Raw genomic sequence first — 24,008 nt, forward strand, 5'->3', positions numbered from 1 at the left:
GGGGCTCCTAGGGACCGAGTGCGGCTGTGGTCCCAAGCCTACGGGCGCTCTCGCGGCACGCTCGCACGTAGTCCGTCAAGACGGCAACCTCACCACGCTGGCTCTCGTCAGGGATCGCCGTTGCCACGTCGGTGGCCCTGGTCAGGATGATCTCCGTCCGTTGCGTCTCGGGCAGGTCCGCGACAGCATCACGCGCGGTCGCTGCCGCTTCGGTCGCCCGCCGCTCCCGGGCGAGGCACATCGACCGGTCCAGGGCGATGAGCGCCGCATCGATCGGTACGGCCGGAGCCGCGCCGTAGAGCCGCAACGCCTCGTCCTGGACCCGGTACGCCTCACCCGTGTCACCGAGCCAGGTGTACGCGCCGGAGAGGTAGAACAGCAGCCGTTTCGCCGGAAACCTGAAGGCGACGTCGCTGTCCTCGTCGCCAGCCTGATCGAACAGCCGACGCGCCCGATCGATGGCCGACCGTGCCTGCTCGGCGGCGCCGATTCGGGCCAGGGCACGCGCCCGGCCTGCGGCTGCCAGGGCGGCCGGCGACGATGCGATCGATGTGACCGCCAGAGCCGCATCAGCCAAGGCCACAGTTTGGGCGGGATCGCCGAAGTAGTACGGCAGCATCGCCGCTTGGGCCCGCACGAGCACCCTGAAACGAGGCTCCCCGCTGTCGTCCGCCGCGTGGATCGCCGTGCCGTACCACCGTCGAGCCTCGGCCACGTCCCCGAGCCGCATCAACGCGTCAGCGCACATCGTCGCCAGCAACGCCGCCACCCCGGAAAGCCGGGCCTGGACCGCCGCCGGCTGCCGCCGCAGCGACAGCACCTGGACCTCCCGGCAGTCGGCAGCCAACAACGACAGCATGACCTGGGGCGAAGCCGAGGGATAGACCCTCATGTGCTCGCTGGCGGCCTCCTCGATCAACTCAAGTTGCCGAGGAGCAACACTCGACGCCGCCAGAGCCTCGTCCAATCCCAGACGGAGTCTCACCAGATTGCTGGCCTCCACGCCGGCGAGCGATCGGTCCCCTCCGCCCTCAACGGCCACGGTGCCGGGGGCGCGAGACGCAATGGCATCCTCGTCGCGGCCGAGCCCCATAGCCGGACGCGGAATGTTCAGACCGTCCGCGATCCGTTCCAACACCTCGTAGGCCGTGACCTGCCGGGCGCCCTTGGCTATTTCAGCAGCGCGGTTGGCCGAGACACCGACAAGACCTGCGATCCCGCCGTACGACACGCCTCGCGCGTGAAGGAAGCGGAAAACCGCAGTGATATCGCGCCGCCGTAGAAACTCACTGATCGGGCGGCCGTTCCAAAGTCCCGAGTTCCACCACTCGGGATCCACCTGCGCGGCCACGATCACCCCCGATCGAACGACGACCGCTTGTCAGCACAGCGCATCCACGCCGTCACATCAAGTCAAAGGCGGTCGAGTTGACGGCACCCACCCCAGAGTCGGCGAACGCAGCAGCATCCGGAACACCCACGATGGACCCTCATGATGTCCCGCATGAGATCAAGCACCAGACTCCGGAGACACGGCCTGCCTGTCCCGGTCACCGCCACCGACCCGGTTTGCGATCGGGGCATAGGCTTGCGATCATCGCAAAGATGTGCGACAAAGGTAGGCATGAATCGACGAGACATCTTCGAAGACGTGGCCGCGATCCTGCACCCCCTCCCGCGGCCTACTCGCCCAGGCGACGAGCACGACGATGGCTTCCAAGCGGCCGCGGCCGAGGCGTTCGATGCTCAGCAGCGAACCGCCGAAAACCTGCGCCTGTCGTGGGAGCACGGCGACCAGGACCCACTGATCGGAGCACTGAACACCGCCCGCCGCGCCAAGGAGCAGGCTGAAGAACAGATCCGCCAGCTCGTCGCCTACGGCCGCGAGTTCGTGCAACCCCGCCCGTACACACTCGGCGACCTCGCTAACGCCGCCGGGATGTCGATCTCCGGCACTCGCACGGTGTACGACCACCAAGACGTCGCCGCCGTAGCGGAGACGACCGGTGCCAAGCCCCGCGAGTGGCGCGCCCGGCCGCAACTGACCGGGCCGCAAAATGAACCCAGAACCGGCAGCATGCCAATTTAGACATTCCTGGAAAAGTTGTTCACCGTCATGTCCGGCATCCGCTACAAGGTCGTTCCAGCGCTGGCCCTCACACCCACCAGCCCCTGTTCCGCGCTTGGTGCTCCGACTGCGGCATTGAGTACCCGCACCCGTTCCGAGTCGAAATGCCGGAGAACCGCGCGGCATGAATAATGCACCAAACAGGCACGTTGCTGCGATCCAAGCTGACACAGACCTGACTCAGACTCCAGACCGGCAGCTGCGGTTAAATCGCAAGGAAGCTCTGACACGCCCTGCCACAACCCGCTTGGTCGAGGTGACCGCAGAAGCGAGAAGGTACGTCTATCAGCCATCCGACAGGGCTTAGCGTCAAAGTGAACCGATGGGCGCTCACCAGGAACTGCGCCCCCACGGAGCCCGGATTGCCGGAAGTTGAACCACCAGGTCCTGTCGTACAACCATTGGCACCCATCATCGCCCAACGTAGAGTGATCGTTCAGTCACGTTAAGCGCAACGGACCGGGCGGCGACTTGCGGATGATGACCAACACCCACAGGGCTAACTGCGCCAACGCCCAACGGCCGGGCTGTACATGCTCCGGCTGCGGGGGCTCGCAACACGGCTGGCAAGGATGGACGGACCTCGCCGCCGACCGGCCAGAGAGACGCGACGACCGGCGGCGCGAACTCAAGGACGAAGTAGAAGCAGACCAACGAACCGGACGCCAGAAATTCAACGCCAACAACCGGCAAATCTACTTCGACCTCGCACGCCTGGACATTGCCAATTTCTTGTGGGCCACCGACAGTCGGCCGAAGGCCAACGGCCGACTGCCACGCGACGCTGAACCAGCATCGGTGTCATCCGATCTTGGCCGGATCGACATCCTCGGCCGAACCGTCATGAAGGACACGTGGTCCGAGATCTCAGCCGACGTGGACAGCCTCGTCCGGAATGAGTCTGACGCCAGGGAGGTCAAGAAGCGCTTGGCCGATCACACCTGGTGCAGTCTACTGGTGGCCTTGATCCAGTTGATCGAGAAGATCAACAAGACCCTCGACCTGCTCACAGATACCGCCAAGCAGTTCATCAAGGACGCGTTGTCGCGGCGGTTCGATTCAGGGCTGCCCCGGCTGGTGACCGACGCCGTCATCCGCATCGTCGTAGACAAAGTATGGTCAGCCCTGGTGAGGCTGCTGGAAGCTCACTTTCCCCTCTTGGGAACAGACACCCTGCGCGCCCTTCGGATGCTGGCCATCTTCACCTGCCCCTCTGTCGAACACCACCCGGAGGTCTACAAGCACGCCGTCAGGCCGCTCATGGGTGACGCGCACGAGATCATCACGAACGAAATCAACGAGCACGTCATAACCCTCTTCAGCGCCTGGTGGCGGCGGCGCGCTCCGGAAGCACTCGCCTGACGCCCCAGTCGGGGGCGACGAGGCCCGATGACTTGGCCGGGCGGCGCCTGGACCAGCGCGCGACCCTTGCTCCCCGCGTCCTGCGGCTGGCCGCCCAAAGCGGCGGCCAGACCCGCACCTTGCCGTAGCCGATCAAGTTCAGACTCGGCCCAGCGATGGTCTGGCCAAAATGCCCTACACCGAGAGCAGTGCCTCCTTGTTGGAAGCGATGAACTCGGTCAGCCCTGCCGGCTTGAGATCCACTGCAGGCAGCTTCTCGATCGTCACTCGGTCTAGCTGGTAGTCACCACGCGACGGATCATCGAACTCCGGCCCGGTTCGAGCATCCTCCCGCAGCTCAAGTAGCCGACAGACGTAGAAGTGCTGCACGGAAACACCATCCCCAACGGGAGCGGTGAACAGGAACACCTGGGCGAACCGATCGGCCGAGGCACCGAGTTCTTCGTGCAACTCCCGACGAAGCGCAGCCTCCAGGGAGACATCGGTCGACTCCACGCCGCCGCCCGGCGTTGTCCAGTACGGCGCCTGACCGGGCTTGATCCGCTTGATCAGCACGAGGCGGTCGTTCTCGTCCACAGGAATGGCCCGCACCGACCTACGCACGATCCGACGCACGACCGACCCCTATCCACACCCGACGGGATGCACTGGCGGCAACACCCATTCGATCTTCGAGCCTGACCGCTGACATCACACCGCGTCCCACCGACACCGCCCCGGTCCAACGGCTCCCGAGCACCCACCGAGCGACCACCCACCACCGGCGTACACGAAGAAGGCCCTGACCGGCAGAGATCTGCCAGGTCAGGGCCTTGCTCGTTGGTGCGCCGCCAGGGACTCGAACCCCGAACCCGCGGATTAAGAGTCCGCTGCTCTGCCAGTTGAGCTAGCGGCGCTCGTTGGCAACGGGGAGAACACTAGCATGGCCCGTGAGCGGGGTTCCAATCCGATCCCCGGGTCGTCCCTTCGGCCGACTTCCTGCGGACATTTGGTGCCAACCACGCACAAGGCTTGGGACGGGCTGATGCCGGATGGCTCGGGTACGGCACGATGTCCGCCAGGTGCGTGAGACAGGGGTGGGGATGGGCAGGTTCGCGCGGGCCGGGGGGTTACTGGGTGCTCTTGGCCTGGTGGCGTCGCTGGCGCTGTCGGGTTGTAGTGGCGATTCCGGTGGTGCCCAGTTCGTGGAGGGCGGTCAGCCGACAGCTACCGGTTCGGCGGCGCCGGGCACCCCGGAGGTGTCCAGTGGGCCGCCGTTGACGGTGAGCCCGGCCGACGGCGCGAAGGACCGTCCGGTCAGCGCGGAGATCGGGGCGAAGCTGCCGGAGGGGGGCAAGGTCACGCAGGTGACCTTGACCACGGAGAACGGTAAGAAGGTCAAGGGCAAGCTGCGTACGGACGGCTCCTCCTGGGTGCCGTCGGCGCCGTTGAAGTGGTCCACCCGCTACACCGCCGCGGTCACCGCCACCCAGCCGGACGGCTCGGTCAGCGAGGGCACCAGCACCTTCACCACGATGGCCAAGCCCGCCTCGGTGATCAATTCCGGGTTGTACCTGTTCGACGACCGGACCTACGGGGTGGCGATGCCGGTGGTGGCGGAGTTCCACCCGGGGATCGCCAAGAAGGACCGGGCGAAGGTGCAGAAGCGGATGTTCGTGCAGACGGATCCGCCGCAGCCGGGTGCCTGGCACTGGGTGGGCAACGGCACCCAGGCGTACTACCGGGCGCCGGAGTTCTGGAAGCCGGGCACGAAGATCTCCGTACGCATCGCGCTGGCCGGCATCCCCCTGAGCAACGGCCGGTACGGCAATGTCGACCGCACCGCCACCGCGAAGATCGGCTCTGCCTTCGAGATGAAGGTGACGAACTCCGACAAGCAGATGCGGGTGTACGAGAACGGCAAGCTGATCAAGACCCTGCCGGTGAGTCTCGGCAAGAAGAAGACTCCCTCCTCCAGCGGCACCCTGGTGGTGATGGAGAAGAAGGAGGCCACGGTCTTCGACACCATGGACGACCCCGACCCGGAGAACCGCTACGTCACCGACATCCAGTTCGCCCAGCGGCTGACCTGGGGTGGCGAGTACATCCACGCCGCCCCCTGGTCGGAGCACGTGCAGGGACGGCAGAATGTCTCCCACGGCTGCGTGAACGTCTCCTTGGCGAACGCCAGGTGGCTTTTCGAGCGTACGAAGATCGGCGATCCGATCACCATCACCGGCACCGAGCGTCAGTTGGCGCCCGGCAACGGGTGGACCGCGTGGGACCTGAGCTGGGCGGAGTTCGTCAAGGGCAGCGCCCTGCCGGTGCCGGAGGGTGGTGCTGGTCCGGCGGTGTGACCGGGCCAGATGTGTCACTATCCGGACATCCCGCTTCACGTGTTTCGGTTCACCCTCTGCAACGGGTACGTGAGCTGATGCGTCAGTGAAGGGGACGGGCAGCGGACCACGACTGTGAGGACACCATGCGAGTTCGGGACCAACGCAACCGGCGACGGGCGAGCCTCGCTGCGGGGATGCTCGCCGTGGCGTTGGCGCTGACCTCCGCCTGCACGGGCGGCGGTAAGGGCGGCGGCACGGCGCCGGGCTGGCAGGGCGGGGCCGATCAGCCGGCCGCCAAGGCGTCGGTGACCATCAGCGCCCCGGCCGCCGAGGCGAAGAACGTGCCGGCCTCGACGGCCATCACCTTCGCCGCCGAGCAGGCCGAGGAGACCTCGGTGGAGTTGACCGACTCCGCCGGGAAGAAGGTCAAGGGCACCCTGGCGCAGGACGGTAGGAGCTGGCTGCCGTCGAAGGCGTTGTCGTACGGCGAGTCGTACACCGCCACGGTCACCGCGACCGGGGACGACGGGGTGCCAGTGACCGCCACCAGCGCCTTCACGGTGATGAAGCAGCCGAGCAAGCAGGTCCGGATCACCAGTTTCCTCGGTGACGACCAGACCGTCGGGGTGGCCATGCCCCTGATCGTGAAGTTCGGTCGGGCCATCCCGGAGAAGCACCGGGCCGAGTTGCAGCGGCGGATGACGGTGACCTCGACGCCGGCCCAGGAGGGCATCTGGCACTGGGTCAGCCCCACCGAGGTCCGCTACCGGCCCAAGGAGTTCTGGCAGGCCGGGAGCAAGGTGTCGTACCGGGTGCAGGCCGGTGGGTTGCCCCTGGGCGACGGCTGGTACGGCCGGGCTGACCTGACCGTCGACATCAAGATCGGCCCCAAGCTGGTGATGACGGTGGACAACAGCACCAAGCGGATGGTGGTGACCCGCGACGGCGAGAAGATCAAGACGATCCCGGTGAGCCTGGGCAAGAAGAGCACCCCCTCCTCCAGCGGCACCATGGTGGTGATGGAGAAGCTGCGCAAGACGGTCTTCGACACCTTCGACGAGTTGGGCCCGGAGGACGGGTACCGCACGAAGATCGACTACGCCCAGCGGTTGACCTGGGGTGGCGAGTTCATCCACGCCGCACCCTGGTCGGAGGGGCAGCAGGGCACCACGAACGTCTCCCACGGCTGCGTGAACGTCTCGATGACCAACGGTGCCTGGCTGTTCAACAACACCAGGGTCGGCGACCCGATCGTCGTCAAGGGCACCGAGCGCAAGCTTCAGCTCGGCAACGGCTGGACGGACTGGAACGTCAGCTGGGAGGAGTACGTCAAGGGCAGTGCCCTGCCGTACGAGCCGGCAGCGGACGTGCCGACCGAGGAGCCCGACCCGGAGGTCTCGACCAGCACCGCCCCCTGAGCCTGCCAGGGGGCGGTCGGCCGGTCACCGGTTGGGCTGCGGGTCTCCGCCTCGGCTGATCTTGAGGGTCAGCACGTCCGTGCGGACCGTGAAGTGCCCGTGGAAGAGGGCGGCGCCGTTGCTGCCGTACCCGATCTGGGTGGCGGTGATCAGCGGATGGCCGAGCGCCACGCCGAGCCGGGCGGTCGCCTCCTCGTCGGCCAGGACGGCGGCTAGTTCGATCTCGGCCCGGCACACCGGCATGCCGGTGGCGCTGGCCAGGAACTCGAACATGTCCAGGTCGATGCTGACCAGGCCGGAGGGGTCCAGGTCCCGGCCGTCGAAGCTCAGCGGCAGGTGGTCGCGGATCCAGGCGGCCGGTGCGCCGTCCACCGCGAAGAGGCGGTCGACCCGCCACACCGGTGCCTCCGGCGCCAACCCGAGCACCTTCGCGCAGTCAGCCGGGCAGGTGGCCCGGCTGACTGCGGCATCCTGCAGGGTGGGTCGGTGGCCGGAGGCGGTGATCCGGTCCCGCAGGGCGGTGACGTCGCTGATGGACACCGGCACCCGGTCGGCACCGTCGTGCACGAAGGTGCCGATCCCCCAGGTACGGGTCACCACTCCCTCGGCGGCTAGCTGGCCCAGCACCTCGCGCACGGTGGCCCGGCTGACCTCCAACCGTTCGGCCAGGTCCCGCTCGTTGGGCAGTTTGTCGCCCGAGTGGAACTCGCTGCCGATCAACTCCCGGAGTCGGCCGTGCGCAGCCTGTAGCGCGGTCTCGCGCCGAGCCATCCGCCCTCACCTCATCGTTTCGCCGTCAACGGCCTAGGGAGTGTAGTTCGTCCGGGCCCGCCGGGCCGATCGGCCGACAGGTCACCAGACCTGTTCGAGCACCCGCATGGTGTTGCCACCGATCACCTTGGCGATCTCGTCGTCGGAGTAGTCGTGCTTGACCAGCCAGCCGACGATGTTGCCGAAGGCCTCACCGGGGTTCTCCAGTCCGGACACGTACTCCACCCGCGGGTGTTCCGGCCGGTTGCCGGCGTCGTGGGCGTAGTTGCCGGCGTAGGTGTTGTGCACCCCTACGTGGTCGCCGAACATGGTGTCCGGGCCGAAGGTGACATGGTCGATGCCGACCAGGTCGACGCAGTAGGTGAAGTGGTCCATCACGGACTCGATCGAGTGGTGCTTGTGCGCCTCGGACAGGGTGGTGTGCGGGGCGGCCTCGATGCCGATCACCCCACCCCGCTCGGCGCAGGCCCGGATCACCTCGTCCGGCTTCATCCGGGAGGTGTCCCACACCGCCCGGGCACCGGCGTGGGTGATGAACACCGGCACCCGGCTGGCCTCGATGACGTCCAGGCAGGTCTGGTCGCCGGAGTGCGAGATGTCGATGGCGATACCGAGCTTGTTCATCCGGTCCACCGCGCGCCGCCCGAAGTGGGTCAGGCCGCCGTCGTGCTTCTCCGACAGGCCCCCGCCGAGCATGTTCGCCTGGCTGTAGGCGATGCCGAGCTGGCGGACCCCGAAGCCGTACAGGATGTCGATGCGGTCCAGTTCGTTCTCGATCGGGCTGCTGCACTCCAGCCCGGCGACCAGGGCCAACCGGCCGTCCCGCTTGGCCGCGTGGATGTCGGCCAGCGAGGTGGCCAGGAAGACGTGGTCCTGCTTGTAGAGGTCACTCATCCGCATCCCGAGGGCGTAGATGAGGTCGTTCCACTTCCAGCCGTTCTCGCTGGTCACGCAGGAGGCACCGGCCATGAAGTTGTCGAAGACCGCGGTCAGGCCGGACCGGGCCAGGCCCTCGTAGCCGGTGCGCTGGCGGGCGGTCCGGTTGTAGGCCCGCAGCTCGCGGACGTCCTCGGGCAGGATCACCGGGTGCTCGTGCAGCGAGATGGCGGTGTGCTCGGTGAGCAGCCGGGTCACCCGGGCACGCTGGGTGTCGGTCAGGCCGAGGTCGTGCTCCGGCACCCGACCGACTTCCTTGGCCAGTGTGAACACCCGGTAGTCCGAGTGCGGCTCCAGGTAGGAGTACGACCTGTGGCCCTGGTATCGGGGGGCGGGATCTAGCAGCAAGACCTTCTCCTTGTCAGGACGGATGGCCGGCCGTCACGCGGCCAGCGGATAGTGACAGGCGACCGGGTGGTTACCGGCGGCCAGCGGGGGTTCGGTGGTGGCGCAGGTGTCGGTCGCCTGCCAGCAACGGGTCCGGAACCGGCAGCCCGAGGGCGGGTTGACCGGGCTGGGCGGATCGCCGGCCAGCAGGATCCGCTGGCGCTGCTGACGACCGGCCGGGTCGGGCACCGGCACCGCGGAGAGCAGGGCCCTGGTGTACGGGTGCCGGGGCGAGTCGTACAGGTCGATCTCCGGACCGGTCTCCACCAGCTTGCCGAGGTACATCACGGCGACCCGGTCGGAGATGTGCCGCACCACCGACAGGTCGTGGGCGATGAAGACGTACGCCACACCCAGTTCCTCCTGGATGCGTTCCAGCAGGTTGACCACCTGGGCCTGGACGGAGACGTCCAGTGCGGAGACCGGCTCGTCGCAGACGATCACGTCCGGGTTCAGGGCCAGGGCCCGGGCGATGCCGATCCGTTGACGCTGCCCGCCGGAGAACTGGTGCGGGTAGCGGTCCAGGTGCAGGCTGGCGTCCAGACCGACCAGCTCCAACAGCTCCTTGATCCGCTCGATGCGGCGACGCCGGTCCAGCACGTCGGGGTGGATCTCGAAGGGCTGGAGCAGGATCTCCCGGATGGTGCGCCGGGGGTTCAGCGAGGTGTACGGGTCCTGGAGCACGATCTGGATCCGGCGGCGCAGGGCCCGCAGCTCCCGCCCCTTGGCCTGGTGCACCACGGACTTGCCGAAGCGCACCGCCCCGGAGGTGGGCTGCTCCAGCCCGACGAGCATCCGGGCCAGGGTGCTCTTGCCGCAGCCGGACTCCCCGACCACACCGAGGGTCTCGCCCCGGCGCAGGTCGAAGGAGACCCCGTCGACGGCCTTGACCACCCCGCCGGAGACGAAGGGGACCCGTCCCTTGACGGGGAAGTGCTTGACCAGGTTCTCGACCCGTAGCACCACGTCATCGCTGGGTGGCACCGAGCACCTCCTCGTGGTGGTGGCAGGCGCTGGCCCGCTGGGCGGGCAGCAGCTGCAACGGCGGCAGGGTCACCAGGCACTCCTCGGTGGCCCGGGGGCAACGCAGGTGGAAGGGGCAACCGGTGGGCAGCCGGGCCGGGTTGGGCGGGGCGCCCGGGATGGCGTAGAGCTGTTCGTCGCGCCGGTCCACCCGGGGCATCGAGGCGAGCAGCCCTTCGGTGTACGGGTGCGCCGGTCCGGCGAAGATCTGCTCGACCGTGCCGCGTTCGACGATCCGGCCGGCGTACATCACCGCCACCTCGTCGGCGACCTCGGCCACCACACCCAGGTCGTGGGTGATCAGCAGCAGACCCATGCCGCTGTCCCGCTGGATCTCCGCCAGCAGCTCCATCACCTGGGCCTGCACGGTCACGTCCAGGGCGGTGGTGGGTTCGTCGGCGATCAGCAGGTCCGGTTCCAGGGAGATCGCCAGGGCGATCATGATGCGCTGGCGCATACCCCCGGAGAACTGGTGCGGGTAGTCGCGCAGCCGGTCCTTGGCGGCCGGGATGCGTACCCGGTCGATCAGTTCGATGGCCCGGCGGCGGGCGTCGGCGCGGGACATGCCCCGGCGTACCCGCAGCACCTCCATGATCTGGTGGCCGATGGTGAAGACCGGGTTGAGGGCGGCCATGGCGTCCTGGAACACCATGCCGATCTCCTCGCCGCTGATCCGCTCCCGCTGCTTGCGCGGCAGGCCGAGCAGCTCCCGGCCCTGCAACCGGACCGACCCGCTGACGGTGGCCGGCGGTACGTCGAGGATGCCCATCACCGCCTGGGCGGTGACGCTCTTGCCGGAGCCGGACTCACCGAGGATGGCCAACGTCCGTCCGGAGTCGACCTCCAGCGACACCCCGTTGACCGCGTTCACCGGCCCGCTGTGGCCGGGGAACGCGACCCGCAGGTCGGCGATCTCCAACAGGGTCATCGCAACACCCCGGCTCGGCGCAGGAAGTCCCGCACGACCTGCTGGAACAGCTCCGGCTCCTCCAACTGCGGGGAGTGGCCGGAGTTCTCGAAGACGACCAGTTCCCCGTTGGGCACCAGGTCCGCGATGACCTGGGAGGCCTCCACCGGGGTACGCCAGTCGTGCCGGCCCACGGTCACCAGGGTCGGGCAGGTGATCGAGGGCAGCTTCGGCTTGAGGTCGTACCGGGGCATGTTCTGCCCGAAGGCCGCGTTGTGGGTCCGGTAGTGGAACCGGGTGGCGTTAAGCCGCGCCTCGTCCTTGGCCGGGTCGTGCTGGTGGTCGTAGAGCGGCAGGATGGCCCGCCAGTACTCGCGCAGCTGCTCGTTGCTCTCGAACCGGCCGGTGCCGATGCGGTCGATGACCCACTCCGGGATGACCGAGCGGTCGGTGTTGCGGGCCCGTTCCACCGCCAGGTGGTCGTGTGCGGTGTCGGCCGCGGTGTCCCGCAGCACCAGGGCGGAGACCCGGTCGGGGTGGGCGATGGCGTACTCCATCGCGATGAATCCGCCGTACGACCCACCGGCCATGACGATCTTCTCGTAGCCGAAGTGCTCCCGGATGGCGTCCACGTCGGCCACCCACTGCTCATGGGTGAAGGGCTCGTCGTCGCTGGACTCCCCGGAGCCCCGGGCGTCGAAGACGATGACCCGCAACCGGTCCGAGAAGGGGCCGAAGGAACGCTTCGGCTCGCTGCGCGAGCCCAGCCCCGGCGCACCATGGTGCACGATCATCGCCGGGCCGTCCTCGGGGCCGAAGGCCTCGACGACCAGTTCCGCTCCATTGATTTTCATCGGACCCCCTCGATGATGTTGGACGCCAGGTCGCGCGGGTAGCCGGTGAGCCGGCGCGGACCGTCCTGCTGCACCAGGACCGTGTCGGAGATGCGGTAGCCGGCGTGGCCGGGCACGTAGACACCGGGTTCGCTGGAGAGCAGCATCCCGGGGGCGAGCACGGTGTGGTCGCCGTCCTCGACCCACGGCGCCTCGTGGTTCTGCAGCCCGATGCCGTGCCCCTGCCGGTGCCGGATGTAGTCACCCAGCCCCTGGTCCCGCAGCACGTCCAGGCAGATCTTGTTGACCTCGGCGCAGGTCCGGCCGGCGACCATCGCCTGGGTGCCGACCTCCTGCGCCAGCCGGTCGGCCTCGTAGTAGCGCACCTGCTCGGCGGTGGGCTCACCGATGATGAAGGTCCGCTCGCTCTCCACGAAGCGGCTGGCCACCGCCGCGCCCAGGGAGAGGATCAGGGTGTCCCCCGGTTGTACCCGTCGACGGGTCGGCAGGCCGTGCGGCAGCGCCGAGTTGGGACCGGCGTAGACCAGTCCCCCGGCCAGCTTGGTGGTGTAGACGACCAGGTCGTAGTTGGCGTACATCTGATCGGTGCCGTAACCGATCACATGCCGGGCGATCTCGTCCTCCCGGGGCAGCGGGCCCCCGGAGGCCAACGCCTCCTCGATCAGAGCGCGCCCGGCGGCGAGCATCTCGTCGCAGATCCGGGCGGCGGCCTCGTGGAACGGGATCTCCTCGGGGAACTTGCACAGGCGCAGCTTCGCCACCGCGTCCGTGGTGACCAGTTCCGCGCCGCCGATGGCCCCGGACAACGCCCGGAAGGCGGCCACGGACACCCCGGCGCTCACCCCGATGCGGCGTCCCGCCCCACCGGGCCGGGACAGGGCGGCGGCCAGGGTCTCCTCGGCGCTGACCACCCCGGGGTACTCGAAGTAGCTGACCGTCGGCAGGGTCACCCCCTGCTGAGCGGCGTACTCCTCGTCCAGGCGGGGGATGACCAGCAGGGGTTCGCCTTCGCGGGGCATCCACAGGTAGACCGGTCGCTCGGTGGCGATGTAGAAGAAGCCACTGAGGAAGGCGACCTCCGGCGGCGAGGTGGCCAGGTAGCCGTCCAGGCCGCGCTCGTCGAGCGCCTCGCTGAGTCGGGTACGGACGCTGGTGTAGAAGCTGTCGGGAAGTCGCACTGGTCAGCCTCCGTTGCGGCGGGGGTCACGGGAGTCGTTGAACCGCATTCCGGCGAGGGTCGCGGCGAGCACCAGCAGCAGGATCGCCAGGGACGGGAAGAGGGTCTGCCACCAGGCGATCGCGATGGTGCCGCTGCGCTGGGCGTTGAGCAGGATCCGTCCCCAGGACCAGGCGTCCGGGTCGCCGAGGCCCAGGAAGCTCAGGCCGGCCTCGGAGATCACCGCCCGGGAGGCGGTGAGCAGCACGCTGACCACCATCAGGGAGACGACCGCGGGCAGGATCTCGCGGGTGACGATCCGCCAGCCGGTGGCGCCGAGTACCCGAGCCCCGTCGATGTAGGGCATCGCGCTGATCACCAGCCCCTGCGAGCGGATCAGCCGGGCCACCTCGGGCCAGGCGAAGAACCCGATGATCAGGGTCAGGGTGACCACGCTGGGGTTGACCACCGCCGCCAGCATGATCATCAGAGGCAGGGTGGGCAGCGCCAGCATCACGTCGGTGATGACGGTGGCGACCGCGTCGATCGGACGGAAGTACGCCGCCGCCAGACCGATCGTGGTGCCCAGCGCGAGCGCGATCAGCGAGGCGGCCAGGCCGATCACCAGACTGGTCCGGGTGCCCCAGACCACCTGGGCGAAGACGTCCTGCCCCAGGTCGTCGGTGCCGAACCAGTGCGCCCCGGAGGGCGGCTGCAGCACATCCGGCCCGGCGCCGGCGGGCTCGTCGGCGATCAGCGGCGCGAAGACCGCCATCACCACCATCACCAGCAGCACCAGCACCGACAGCGCCACGGTGGGCTGCCGCAGGTAACCCAGCCAGGAGGACCGCTTGGACACCGTCGGTGCCGACGGCGGTGCCGGCTCGGTCAGCACAGGGGCACTCACGGCACCCTCCCTTCGTTCACGGTGGTGGGGACGCGCACGGCTGCGGGGTTCCGCTGCGCCGCGCTCCTCGTGTTCACAGGCGGATCCGGGGGTTGAGGACGGCGTAGAGCATGTCGGTCAGGGCGTTGGCGAACACCACCGTGACGGCGAGCATGATGAACGCCCCCTGGATCACCGGGTAGTCCTGCTGACCCACCGCCTCGTAGATCAGGCGGCCGACCCCGGGGTAGGCGAAGACCGTCTCGGTCAGCACCGCGCCGCCGACCAGGGTGCCCAGTTGCAGGCCCATCAGGGTCAGTGCCGGCAGGATGGCGTTGCGCAGGCCGTGCTTCCAGACCCGGCGCCGAGCCGACAGGCCCCGGGCCTGGGCGGCCCGGATGTAGTCCTCACCGAGAACCTCGATCATGTTGGTCCGCAGGGTCAACGCGTACGGGCCGAGCTGCACCAGGACCAGGGAGAGCACCGGCAGCACCAGGTGGTGGGCCAGGCTCAGGTAGGCCCCCACCCCCCGGGTGTCCGGGTCGATCGCCCCACCGATCGGGAACCAGCCGAGCTGGGCCCCGAAGAAGACCAGCAGCAGGATGGCGACGCTGGGCACGAAGAGGGCGTTGGCGCTGATGCCGAAGCCCTGCAGGGCACGGTCGAGCCACTTGCCCCGGTTGACCGCGGCGGTCACCCCGATCGGGATACCCACCGCGACGGTCAGCACGAAGGCGCAACCGGCCAGCAGCAGGGTCCAGGGCAGCCGGTCGACGATGATGTCGGTGACCGGTTGGATCTGTCGGAACGAGATGCCCAGGTTGCCCTGGACCAACTCGCGCAGGTACGACACGTACTGCTCCCACAACGGACGGTCCAGGCCGTACGTCTTGAGCAGTGCCGCCTGCATCTCCGGGGTCATGTCGCCCTCGACCATCAGGGTCGTGGGGTCCCCCGGCAGCAGCCGGAGCAGGAAGAACGTCGAGGTGATCGCGATCCACACGGTCAGGACGGCCTTCAGTGCTCGGCTGAGCACGAAACGCAGCACGGGGGACCCCTCCTTTCCCTCTGGTTGGGGGTTACTTGACCGGAGTGACCTGGGCCAGCGAGTACGCGGTCACCATGCCGAGCAGGTCAGACGGCGACGGGACGAAGCCGGTGAACTTGCTGGCGTTGTAGGCGAACTGGAAGTTCTCCACGTACAGCGGGGTCAGGTACGCCTGCTCGTGCACGACCTTGTCGATGTTCTTGATCTTGGTCTTGAACTCTTCGGGGTCGGTGGTGCCGGCCGCGTCGTTGATCAGCGCGTCCATCTCGGCCGACTCGAGCAGGTTGTAGTTGATGCCACCCGGGTTGCTGGACAGGTAGGTGCTGCGCAGCTGGTCCATCGGGTTGTCGAACACACCCCACTGGGAGGCGTCGATGTCGTACTCACCGTTCTTGGTGCGGGTGAGGAAGGTGTTGCGCTCGACGCACTCGTTCTCCAGCTTGATGCCGGCCTTGGCCGCGCTCTCCCGGAAGAGCTGCACCACCCGGGTGATGTTGGCGTTGGACTGGTCGCAGGCCACGCCGAAGGACAGCTCGTCGAAGAAGCCGTCGTTGTTGCCGTCCTGGTAACCCGCCGCGCTCAGCTTGGCCTTCGCGCCCTCCGGGTCGAAGGGGTACGGCTGGAGCTCGGTGTTGTCGTACTCCGAGAAGATCGGCGAGATCGGACCGGCCATCTGCTGGCCGTCACCCTGGAGCACCGCGGCGATGATCGCCTTGGTGTCCACCGCCATCGACAGCGCCTGCCGGACCTGCTGGTCGGCGAGGTACTTGTTCTTCATGTTGTAGGTCAGGTGGGCGAAGCCGAGCGCCCCGACCTTCTCCAGCTTGATCTTGTCGTCGCCCTCGAAGGTCTTCGCCGCCGAGATCGGCACCGGGGTACCCATGAGGTCGATGTCGCCGTTGCGCAGCGCCAGCATCATCGTGTTGACGTCCGGGTAGACCCGGTACTCGACCTGGCTGACCGCGGCCTTACCGCCCGGCGCGAGGGGGTAGTGCTCGTTGCGCTTCATCACGTAGCGCTGGCCCTTGGTCACGCTGTCCAGCACGAACGGTCCGGCACCGACCCAGTTCGAGTCGTTGGCGAACTTGGACAGGTCACCGGCCTGCTCGAAGATGTGCTTCGGCACGACGGACATCCAGAAGCCGACGCCCTCGGCGAACGGCGCGTACGGCTGGGAGAGCTTGAACTTGACCGTGGTCGCGTCCGGGGCCTCGATCGACTCGACCCAGGTCAGCTTGGCCGCGACGTTGCCGAGCTTGTACTCCATGATCTTCTCGGCGCTGAACTTCACGTCGTCGGCGACGACCGGCTTGCCGTCGGACCACTTGAAGTCGTCCCGCAGCACGAAGACGGCGGTCTTGCCGTCATCCTCGTAGCGGTACTCCTTGGCCAGCTCCGGGGACTTCTTCGCGTTCTCGTCGATCCGCAGCAGGTGCGGGTACATCGCGTTGAGAATCCACGAGTCGGTCTTGCTGAGCGACTGGAGCGGGTTGAAGTTGCTGACGTCGGTGGTGGTGCCGATACGCAGCACCGCCTCCGAGGACGAGTTGCTGGAGGACGAGTTGTTGTCCTCGTTCAGACCGCAGCCGGACAGACCCAGCGTGGCCACCACGCCGAGCGCGACAGCGAGCCGCCAACGACCCTTCACTGCCATTTTCACCAAACCTCCTGAAGAACCCGGATGATGTTGCCGCCGATGACCTTGGCGATCTCGTCGTCGGAGTAACCGTGCGTGACCAACCACCCGACGATGTTGCTGAAGCACTCCGCCGGGTTCTCCATGCCGCTCACGTACGGAACCCGCGGGTGGTCCACCACCCCGTGGGCCTTACCGATCGCCAGGTGCTGGGTAAAGCTGTCGTGCAGGCCGACGTGGTCACCGAAGTTGGTGTCCGGGCCGAACGCGACGTGGTCGATGCCGACCAACTCCACGCAGTAGGTGAAGTGGTCCATGACCGACTCGATGGAATGGTGCGGGTGGCCCGCCGAGAGGGTGGTGTGCGGAGCGGCCTCGATGCCGATCACGCCACCCCGTTCGGCGCAGGCCCGGATCACCTCGTCCGGCTTCATCCGAGGGGTGTTCCAGACCGAACGGGCACCGGCATGGGTGATGAACACCGGCACCCGACTGGCCTCGATCACATCCAGCGAGGTCTGGTCGCCGGAGTGCGAGATGTCGATGGCGATACCGAGCTTGTTCATCCGGTCCACCGCGCGCCGCCCGAAGTGGGTCAGCCCGCCGTCGCGGTCCTCGGACAGGCCGGATCCGAGCATGTTCGCCTGGCTGTAGGCGATGCCCATCTGGCGTACGCCGAAGCCGTAGAGGATGTCGATCCGGTCCAGCTCGTTCTCGATCATCGTGGCCGCTTCCAGACCCGCCACCAGGGCGATCTGGCCGTTGCGCTTGGCCTCGAAGATCTGTTCCAACGTGGTCGCCACCACCACGTGGTCCTGCTTGGCGACGTCGGCGAAGCGCAGACCGATGTCGTAGATGACGTCGTCCCACTTCCAGGCGTGCTCACTGGTCACGCAGCCGGTGCCGTTCATGAAGTTGTCGAAGACCGCGGTCATGCCGGAGCGGGCCAGACCCTCGAAGCCGAACGAGTTGCGGCCGGTGCGGTTGTAGTCGCGCAGCTGCGTCACATCGGCCGGCAGGATCTTCGGGTGCTCGTGCAGCGAGATGGCCATGTGCTCGCGCAGCAGCCGGGCCACCCGGGCGTGCTGCTCGGCGTTGAGACCCAGGTCGTGCTCCGGCACACGGCCGATCTCGGGAGCCAGCTCGAAGACCTTGTAGTCAACGTGTGGCGTCAAATAGTCGAAGGACCGGTATCCGGCGTAGCGGGGGGCTGGTTCCTGCACTCGTCAACTCACCTCGTCAGCTAAGCGGCACGAGGAATGAGGTCCGACCTCATGCCTTGCGGCAACATACCGAGGAAAGCTCGCGTCAGGTAAGACCTCGTGACCTGTTCGTTATCCGAAACCGGCAACATTCCCGCAGGTCAGGACGGTTGTACGGTCGGCTGAGCCGGCCCGGCACCGAACACCTCAGGGCGGCTGTACGAACAGCCGAGCCGACCGACCAGACCGGCAGGCATAGGTAGGTGGTCAGACCAATTTCGGATGGAGTGACACAAAAAAGTAGGCCCCCTGCGAAAGGGGGCCTACTTGTGGTGGGGTGACTGATGGGAATTGAACCCACGACAACCGGGACCACAACCCGGTGCTCTGCCAACTGAGCTACAGCCACCATGCGCTCGCCCGTACTGCGGGCGGTGCGAGGAAATCATACCCCCACCACGGTCGAACGCGTCCAGCGGGTTGCGGGGTGGTTCAGAGGCCGGCCGCGATGCCCTTGGCGGTGTCCACGTCCGGGCCGGGCAGCGGCACGAAGATGGTCCGCCGGTAGTACTCCAACTCCCGGATGCTCTCCCGGATGTCGGCCAGGGCCCGGTGGGCCAGGCCCTTCTGCGGCTGACCGAAGTACACCCGGGGATACCAGCGCCGGCACAGCTCCTTGATCGAGGACACATCGATCATGCGGTAGTGCAGGTGGGCGTCGAGGCGCTGCATGTCCCGGGCGATGAAGCCCCGGTCGGTGGCGATCGAGTTGCCGCACAGCGGCGCGGTACGCGGATCCTTGACGTACCGGCTGATGTAGTCGAGCACCATGTCCTCCGCCTCGGCCAGGGTCACCGTGGAGCGGCGTACCTCCTCGGTGAGCCCGGACTTGGCGTGCATCGTCCGGACGATCTCCGGCATCGCCGCCAGCGCCTCCTCGTCGGCGTGGATCACCACGTCCACCCCGTCACCGAGCACGTTGAGATCGGGATCGGTGACCAACGCGGCGACCTCGATCAGCTTGTCGCTGCCGAGGTCCAGCCCGGTCATCTCACAGTCAATCCAGACGAGAAGATCAGCCACCGGCACAGCCTACGCGCAGCCCAAGGCTCGTGGCTGCACGCCGTCGCGGCCACCGACCGCTAGGGTTTCCCCGTGCCCGCCGATCCCGCCGAACCCCGTACCGTCGATGTGACCGACCCTGGTGCCCGCCGGGCCCGCCGGGTCCTCGGGGCGCTGGTGCTGGCGGCGGCGCTACCTGCGCTTTACCTGCCCGGCAGGACGCACAACTTCTTCGATCTGAAGATCTACATGTCGGCAATGGACTGGTGGGCCGCCGGCAATCCCCTCTACGACTACGTGCAGCCCGATCGGGTGCAGGGCGAGCTGTACTTCACCTATCCCCCGTTCGCCGCCCTCCTGCTGCTGCCCTTCGGTCACCTCAAGCTCGGCGCCACCGTGGCGATCTTCACCGGGCTGACCCTGTTGGGGGTGCTGGTCACCACGAAGTGGCTGCTCGATCCGGTGATCCGCCGGCACCGGCTGCCGTACCTGTTCACCCTGGCGGTGGGGGCGCTGTTCGTGCTCGGGGTGGAGAGCACCCGGGAGACCATCACCTTCGGTCAGATCAACATGCTGCTGGTGGTGCTGATCCTGGCCGACCTGCTGTTCGCCGTACCCCGGGACAGCCGGTGGGCCGGAGTGGGCATCGGGCTGGCCGCGGCGCTCAAGCTGTTCCCCGGCATCTTCGTGGTCTACCTGCTGGCCACCCGGCGGTGGCGGGCGGCAGGGGTGGCGACCGCGACCGCCGCCGGGGCGACCCTGCTGGCCGCCGCGGTCGCACCGGCGGACTCGTGGCGGTTCTGGACCCACGAACTGTGGGCCACCGACCGGGTCGGCCGCACCGACTACACCGGCAACCAGTCCCTGTTCGGGCTGCTGAGCCGACTCACCGCACCGGAGGACCCGAGCCGACTGATCTGGCTGCCGTTGGTCGCGGCCATCGTCGGGTACGGGCTGTGGCGGGCGGTACGCGCCTCCCAGGCCGGTGACGCCCTGACCGGCCTGACCCTGACCGGCCTGGTGGCGGCGTTGATCAGCCCGATCACCTGGACCCACCACATCTACTGGTTCATTCCGGCGGTGGTGCTCCTGGTCGACGCGATCCTGCGCGCCGACCCGTACACCGCCGAGGGGGCCCGCCGCCGCCGTCGACTGGGCGCCGTAGCCCTCGGCACCTGCATGATCATCGTGTACGGCGTGGTGTCCTTCTACGACTGGGGCATCGCCCCCGTACCGACGGACACCCCCTGGGAGTTCCTGGGCCGCAACGCCTACGTCCTCCTCTGCCTGCTCCTCCTGTCCACCCTCCCCATCCGCACCCCCACCCGCACCCCCACCCCACCCCCGCTCCCTTCCCCCCTCCCCCTCCCTCCCCCGCTCCGCTCCGTTGATCATGAGGTTGGCGGCAGTCGTTGATCTTCAGACTGCCGCCAACCTCATGATCAACGGGGGCTAGTGGGGTGGGTGGGGGTTAGTGGGGTGGGTGGGTGGGGGCTATGGCTAGGGGTTGGCGGGGGGTGGGGGTGCCCAGGCCGGTCAGGGAGCTGATGCCTAGGCGGCCGGCTAGGACCGGGACCTGGTCCGGTTCGACCACGAAGACGACCTCGCGGGGGTGGAGGGGGCGCAACAGGAGCACCCCGGCGACGGTGACCAGCAGGGTGCCGGCGGTCAGTGAGCCCCAGGTGGCCGGGGCCAGCCAGCCGGGCCGCAGTTCGGCCCGCAGTTGCAGGGTCAGGTCGGCGCGGCCGTCGACACCCATCAGCACCAGGCTGAGCCCGCTCAACTCCTCCGGGGTCCACTCCAGGGTTCCGGCGCCGGTGCGGGTCCAGAAGGTCTGCGCGGCCGGTGCGGTCGGCAGGCTGGCCAGCTGACCGTCGGGCGGGATGACCTGCGCCAGTCGGACCGGCAAGGGCCCTCGGGTCAACGCCATCCGCTCGACGACGGCGTACGGCGCGGGAGCCAGCCAGTGGCGTACCTCGCCGACCGGGGCCAGCCCGATGAAGGCCGGACCCTCCGGGGTGTGGGCCTCCAGCCGCATCCGGGTCTCGCCCAGGTGGACCAGGGGCACCTCCTCGCGTACCAGTGCCGCCAGGTCGGTCACCACCACGGCGTGTCCGTCGGTCTGCACCGTCTCGAAGCGGGCCGCGTATCCACCGCCCGGGTCGGCCCGTCCGGTCAGCAGACCCAGCGCGGCGGCGCCGATCAGCGCGGTCATGCCGACGGCCAGCAGCAGCATCCCGGCCAATCTGTGCACTAAACGCATCCGCACCATCTCTCTCCGTAGCTAGACACCCGGCCGACCTTACCGAGGAGACCGGGCTGATCAGCGGATATCCGGCAGGCACCCGGACAAGACCGCCCAGGAAAGGCGAGACCCGCCGGAGTGGCTCCGGCGGGTCTCGTGGTGATCGGGGGTCAGGAGGTGGGCGTCGCCTCGCCGCTCCGGCCTGCGGCCCGTCCGGTACGGGCGAACGCCAGGCCGCCCAGCACCAGTCCGGCCAGCCCGGCCACCAGCCCGGCGACCCCCAGCCCGACCGCCAGCCCGTTGCCGTCCTCGTCGTCGTCCTCGGTCGCCCCGGCGGCCGTGCCGGGTGCCTCGGCGGCGGGTGATTCGGCCGGCGCCCCGGTCGGGGTGTCGGTGGCCGCGGTCAGGGTGAGCACCGGGGCCGGGGTGGCCGGCTCCTCACCACCGGGCTGCGGCTCGTCGATCCAGCGCACCACGCCGCCGTCGGAGTAGGTCTGGAGGGCCTTGAAGATCATCTGGTCCACGTCGGGCAACGGGCCCATGGAGATTGGGAACTCCTGGAAGGTGCCCGGGGCGATGGCCGCCGCGGCACCGTCCGCCGTCCAGGTGATCTTGGAGATCACCTCGGAGATCTCGGCGCCGTGCACCTGCACCGGCGGGTCCACCCGACGCTTCTCCACCGCCACCTGCCAACCCGGCACCGGCATGGTCGACACCGAACCGACCGGGGCGTTCTCCGGCAGGAAGATCTCCAGCTTGGTGGTCGATGCCTCGTCGCTCTCGTTCGGCACCCGGAAGGCGAAACGGCCGTAGCCGCCCTGCTTCGCCTCGCTGGGGCTGATCGACACGTGCGCCGACGCGGGAGCCGCGAAACCGAACACGGCCGTGGCCACGGTGCCGAGCGTCAGGGCCAGGACGGCACCCACGGTACGCCGGTGACGGATCATCGATGGAACCCTCTCTAACGGATTTCCACGGTGGCGGTCACCGTGGCCTGGTCGATCTCGGTGGTACGAGCGGTCACCCGCAGTTCCCACTCCCCCGCCGACGGCAGGTTGATCTCACCGGTGGCGTGGTTGTCGGTCAACGGCAGCAGGGGTACGTCGATCGCCTCGATGCCGGCCGACGGCAACGCGACCGTGGCCTTCCACTCCTCGATCGGAAGCGGCTGGTTGTCCAGGGTGTAGGCGTAGAAGTGGACCGAGTTGTTGCCCCGCTGGGCGGGGGCCATCTCGATCTGCATGGAGAACAGGCTGCTCTTCACCGTGGTGGTGAAGTAGCCGCTCTCGGCCCCGGCCACATCGGCCCCGGCGGTACGGGCCGGCGGGGTCTGCACCAGCACCGAGGTCACCGCCAGCACGACCGCGGTGACGGCCAACTCGACCCAGACCGCCCGGCGCATCGGTGCCGGTCGGCTGGCCGCGATCCGCTTGCGGACCAGGTGCCGTGAGTACGCGGCCACCCCGATCACCAGCGCGAACAACCCGACCTTGGCCAGCACCAGCCGGCCGTAGGTGGTGTTCACCAGGGCCGCCGGGGTGGCCACCTCGATCAGGGCCTGGACGATGCCGGCGAGCAGCAGCGCGGAGACCGCCAGGGCCGCCCACCGCGACCAGATCGGCAGGATCGCCCCCAACTCCCGCTCGTCGGCCCGGGGCAGCAGGAACACCACGAGCATCACCAGGCCGCCCAGCCAGACGGCCATGCTGCCCAGGTGCACCGCGTCGACGAGCACCGACACGGCCGGGGCGGGGGAGGCCGCCGGGTGCCCGGACAACGGCCAGGTGAGCAGTGCCGCCCCGCCGAGCACACCCAGGATGATCAGGTCGGTACGGCCCGCCGACCCGGCGAACAGGGGCCGCAGCAGCACGGCTGCGGCGGCCAGCAGCCCCAGCCGGACCAGGTGGGCGGCGCCGAAGGTGCTGCCCAGGACCAGGCCCAGGCCGGCCCCGGTGATGTCGAAGGGGCCACCACCGTTGGTGTAGGGCACCTGCAACAGGGTCGTCGCGACCGTGGCCAGGGCGACCAGTCCCAGACCGGTCCAGGCCAGCCGGGTCGGGCCGGTGCGGGGCAGGCGACGCGGCCAGAGCACGGCCAGCACCAGGCTCGCGCCGACCAGGAGCAGCAGTCCGGCGTACCCGACGAACTTGCTGACCTTGACCGCGTTGCTGACCACCGGGTCGGCCCGGCTGTCGTCGCCGGAGTCCACCGGCGGCTCGGAGGGGGCGCCGACGGAGTAGGTGAACGCCCCGGAGACCGGGTGGCTGTCGGCGGAGATCACCCGGTAGGTGACCAGGTAGGTGCCGTTGCCACCGGAGGTGTCGACCGGGATGCTCACCAGGCTGTCGGCGAAGGTGGGTTCACCCCGGTCGACCCGTGAGCCGTCCGGGGCGATCACTCGGATCTTGTCCGGCACCTTGCGGACCGGCTCGCTGAAGGTGAGTACCACCTCGGTCGGTGCGTTCGGCACCACGGAGGAGGCGGCGGGACTGGAACTGGAGAGCACGGCGTGCGCCGCGGCCGGGCTCGCCGGGGCGAGCAGCAGCGCGACGACGGTCACCAGCAGACCGGCGGCGGCGGTCAGCCGCGCGAATCGGCGGCGAGGGGCGGCAGTCATGCTGGCCATGCTCGCCGATTCGGGGCCGGGAGTCATGCTCGGATAGTCGGAC

At 68.4% G+C, this 24,008-nt stretch carries 22 protein-coding genes and 2 tRNA genes; 5 read left to right on the forward strand and 19 right to left on the reverse strand.

The window, feature by feature from the left end; all coding sequences use genetic code 11:
• Positions 1-7: 7 nt before the first annotated feature.
• Positions 8-1,357, reverse strand: coding sequence for a hypothetical protein (locus tag ACGFIK_RS02660; protein ID WP_327022428.1), 1,350 nt, complete (start codon positions 1,355-1,357; stop codon positions 8-10).
• Positions 1,358-1,624: 267 nt separating this feature from the next.
• Between ACGFIK_RS02660 and ACGFIK_RS02665 the strand changes: the two genes are divergently transcribed.
• A complete protein-coding gene (locus ACGFIK_RS02665) occupies positions 1,625-2,089 on the forward strand; it encodes a hypothetical protein (RefSeq protein ID WP_327022429.1) in 465 nt (154 codons plus the stop codon).
• Positions 2,090-2,605: 516 nt separating this feature from the next.
• Positions 2,606-3,490: a hypothetical protein gene (locus tag ACGFIK_RS02670; RefSeq protein WP_327022430.1), complete on the forward strand. Its 885-nt coding sequence runs from the start codon at positions 2,606-2,608 to the stop codon at positions 3,488-3,490.
• 174 nt (positions 3,491-3,664) lie between these two features.
• On the opposite strand, the gene ACGFIK_RS02675 is transcribed toward ACGFIK_RS02670, so the two are convergent.
• The 3 genes from ACGFIK_RS02675 to ACGFIK_RS02685 form a co-directional block, all read right to left on the reverse strand.
• The gene (locus ACGFIK_RS02675) at positions 3,665-4,105 is read right to left on the reverse strand and encodes an NUDIX hydrolase (protein ID WP_327022431.1); all 441 of its coding nucleotides are present in this window, start codon (positions 4,103-4,105) and stop codon (positions 3,665-3,667) included.
• Positions 4,106-4,310: 205 nt separating this feature from the next.
• A tRNA-Lys gene (locus tag ACGFIK_RS02680) sits at positions 4,311-4,386 on the reverse strand.
• Between the two features lie 299 nt (positions 4,387-4,685).
• Positions 4,686-4,832 (reverse strand): hypothetical protein, encoded by a 147-nt coding sequence (locus ACGFIK_RS02685; protein ID WP_327027477.1) that lies wholly within the window; start codon positions 4,830-4,832, stop codon positions 4,686-4,688.
• On the opposite strand from ACGFIK_RS02685, the gene ACGFIK_RS02690 reads away from it, so the two are divergent.
• Together ACGFIK_RS02690 and ACGFIK_RS02695 are read left to right on the forward strand one after the other, a co-directional pair.
• Positions 4,810-5,826 carry an Ig-like domain-containing protein gene (locus tag ACGFIK_RS02690; RefSeq protein ID WP_327027243.1) on the forward strand — a complete coding sequence of 339 codons (1,017 nt, stop codon included), beginning with the start codon at positions 4,810-4,812 and terminating at the stop codon, positions 5,824-5,826. The genes ACGFIK_RS02685 and ACGFIK_RS02690 overlap by 23 nt on opposite strands.
• Before the next feature lie 125 nt (positions 5,827-5,951).
• Entirely contained in the window at positions 5,952-7,226 is a 1,275-nt protein-coding gene (locus tag ACGFIK_RS02695) for an Ig-like domain-containing protein (RefSeq protein ID WP_393337292.1), read from the forward strand.
• A 24-nt stretch (positions 7,227-7,250) separates the two neighbouring features.
• Here ACGFIK_RS02695 and ACGFIK_RS02700 read toward each other — a convergent pair whose 3' ends face one another.
• The 12 genes from ACGFIK_RS02700 to orn form a co-directional block, all read right to left on the reverse strand.
• Positions 7,251-7,997 (reverse strand): GntR family transcriptional regulator, encoded by a 747-nt coding sequence (locus tag ACGFIK_RS02700; protein WP_327022433.1) that lies wholly within the window; start codon positions 7,995-7,997, stop codon positions 7,251-7,253.
• Between the two features lie 81 nt (positions 7,998-8,078).
• Positions 8,079-9,281 (reverse strand): membrane dipeptidase, encoded by a 1,203-nt coding sequence (locus ACGFIK_RS02705; RefSeq protein WP_327022434.1) that lies wholly within the window; start codon positions 9,279-9,281, stop codon positions 8,079-8,081.
• Between the two features lie 33 nt (positions 9,282-9,314).
• The gene (locus tag ACGFIK_RS02710; RefSeq protein WP_327022435.1) at positions 9,315-10,304 is read right to left on the reverse strand and encodes a dipeptide ABC transporter ATP-binding protein; all 990 of its coding nucleotides are present in this window, start codon (positions 10,302-10,304) and stop codon (positions 9,315-9,317) included.
• Positions 10,288-11,271, reverse strand: coding sequence for an ABC transporter ATP-binding protein (locus tag ACGFIK_RS02715; RefSeq protein ID WP_327022436.1), 984 nt, complete (start codon positions 11,269-11,271; stop codon positions 10,288-10,290). The genes ACGFIK_RS02710 and ACGFIK_RS02715 overlap by 17 nt, the downstream gene beginning before the upstream one ends.
• Positions 11,268-12,104 carry an alpha/beta hydrolase gene (locus tag ACGFIK_RS02720; RefSeq protein WP_327022437.1) on the reverse strand — a complete coding sequence of 279 codons (837 nt, stop codon included), beginning with the start codon at positions 12,102-12,104 and terminating at the stop codon, positions 11,268-11,270. Before ACGFIK_RS02720 ends, ACGFIK_RS02715 begins: the two co-directional genes overlap by 4 nt.
• On the reverse strand, positions 12,101-13,282 hold the full coding sequence (locus tag ACGFIK_RS02725) for a Xaa-Pro peptidase family protein (RefSeq protein WP_327022438.1): 1,182 nt from the start codon (positions 13,280-13,282) through the stop codon (positions 12,101-12,103). Before ACGFIK_RS02725 ends, ACGFIK_RS02720 begins: the two co-directional genes overlap by 4 nt.
• Before the next feature lie 3 nt (positions 13,283-13,285).
• Positions 13,286-14,167, reverse strand: coding sequence for an ABC transporter permease (locus ACGFIK_RS02730; RefSeq protein ID WP_327022439.1), 882 nt, complete (start codon positions 14,165-14,167; stop codon positions 13,286-13,288).
• A gap of 73 nt (positions 14,168-14,240) precedes the next feature.
• A complete protein-coding gene (locus ACGFIK_RS02735; protein WP_327022440.1) occupies positions 14,241-15,194 on the reverse strand; it encodes an ABC transporter permease in 954 nt (317 codons plus the stop codon).
• 31 nt (positions 15,195-15,225) lie between these two features.
• Positions 15,226-16,848, reverse strand: a complete 1,623-nt coding sequence (locus ACGFIK_RS02740) for an ABC transporter substrate-binding protein (protein ID WP_327027244.1) — start codon at positions 16,846-16,848, stop codon at positions 15,226-15,228.
• A gap of 2 nt (positions 16,849-16,850) precedes the next feature.
• The gene (locus tag ACGFIK_RS02745) at positions 16,851-18,053 is read right to left on the reverse strand and encodes a membrane dipeptidase (RefSeq protein ID WP_327022441.1); all 1,203 of its coding nucleotides are present in this window, start codon (positions 18,051-18,053) and stop codon (positions 16,851-16,853) included.
• Between the two features lie 312 nt (positions 18,054-18,365).
• Positions 18,366-18,441: transfer RNA gene (locus ACGFIK_RS02750), tRNA-His, on the reverse strand.
• An 83-nt stretch (positions 18,442-18,524) separates the two neighbouring features.
• The gene (gene orn, locus ACGFIK_RS02755; RefSeq protein ID WP_327022442.1) at positions 18,525-19,121 is read right to left on the reverse strand and encodes an oligoribonuclease; all 597 of its coding nucleotides are present in this window, start codon (positions 19,119-19,121) and stop codon (positions 18,525-18,527) included.
• 66 nt (positions 19,122-19,187) lie between these two features.
• On the opposite strand from orn, the gene ACGFIK_RS02760 reads away from it, so the two are divergent.
• Entirely contained in the window at positions 19,188-20,510 is a 1,323-nt protein-coding gene (locus ACGFIK_RS02760; RefSeq protein WP_327022443.1) for a glycosyltransferase family 87 protein, read from the forward strand.
• Positions 20,511-20,565: 55 nt separating this feature from the next.
• On the opposite strand, the gene ACGFIK_RS02765 is transcribed toward ACGFIK_RS02760, so the two are convergent.
• The 3 genes from ACGFIK_RS02765 to ACGFIK_RS02775 form a co-directional block, all read right to left on the reverse strand.
• Positions 20,566-21,357 (reverse strand): hypothetical protein, encoded by a 792-nt coding sequence (locus ACGFIK_RS02765; RefSeq protein WP_393337678.1) that lies wholly within the window; start codon positions 21,355-21,357, stop codon positions 20,566-20,568.
• 152 nt (positions 21,358-21,509) lie between these two features.
• On the reverse strand, positions 21,510-22,286 hold the full coding sequence (locus ACGFIK_RS02770) for a YcnI family protein (RefSeq protein ID WP_327022444.1): 777 nt from the start codon (positions 22,284-22,286) through the stop codon (positions 21,510-21,512).
• Positions 22,287-22,300: 14 nt separating this feature from the next.
• Complete coding sequence (locus tag ACGFIK_RS02775) at positions 22,301-23,956, reverse strand: copper resistance protein CopC (RefSeq protein WP_327022445.1); 1,656 nt, start codon at positions 23,954-23,956, stop codon at positions 22,301-22,303.
• Positions 23,957-24,008 lie beyond the last annotated feature (52 nt).

Source organism: Micromonospora sp. NPDC048871 (assembly GCF_043198155.1).
In the GTDB taxonomy this organism is placed as follows: Bacteria; Actinomycetota; Actinomycetes; order Mycobacteriales; family Micromonosporaceae; genus Micromonospora.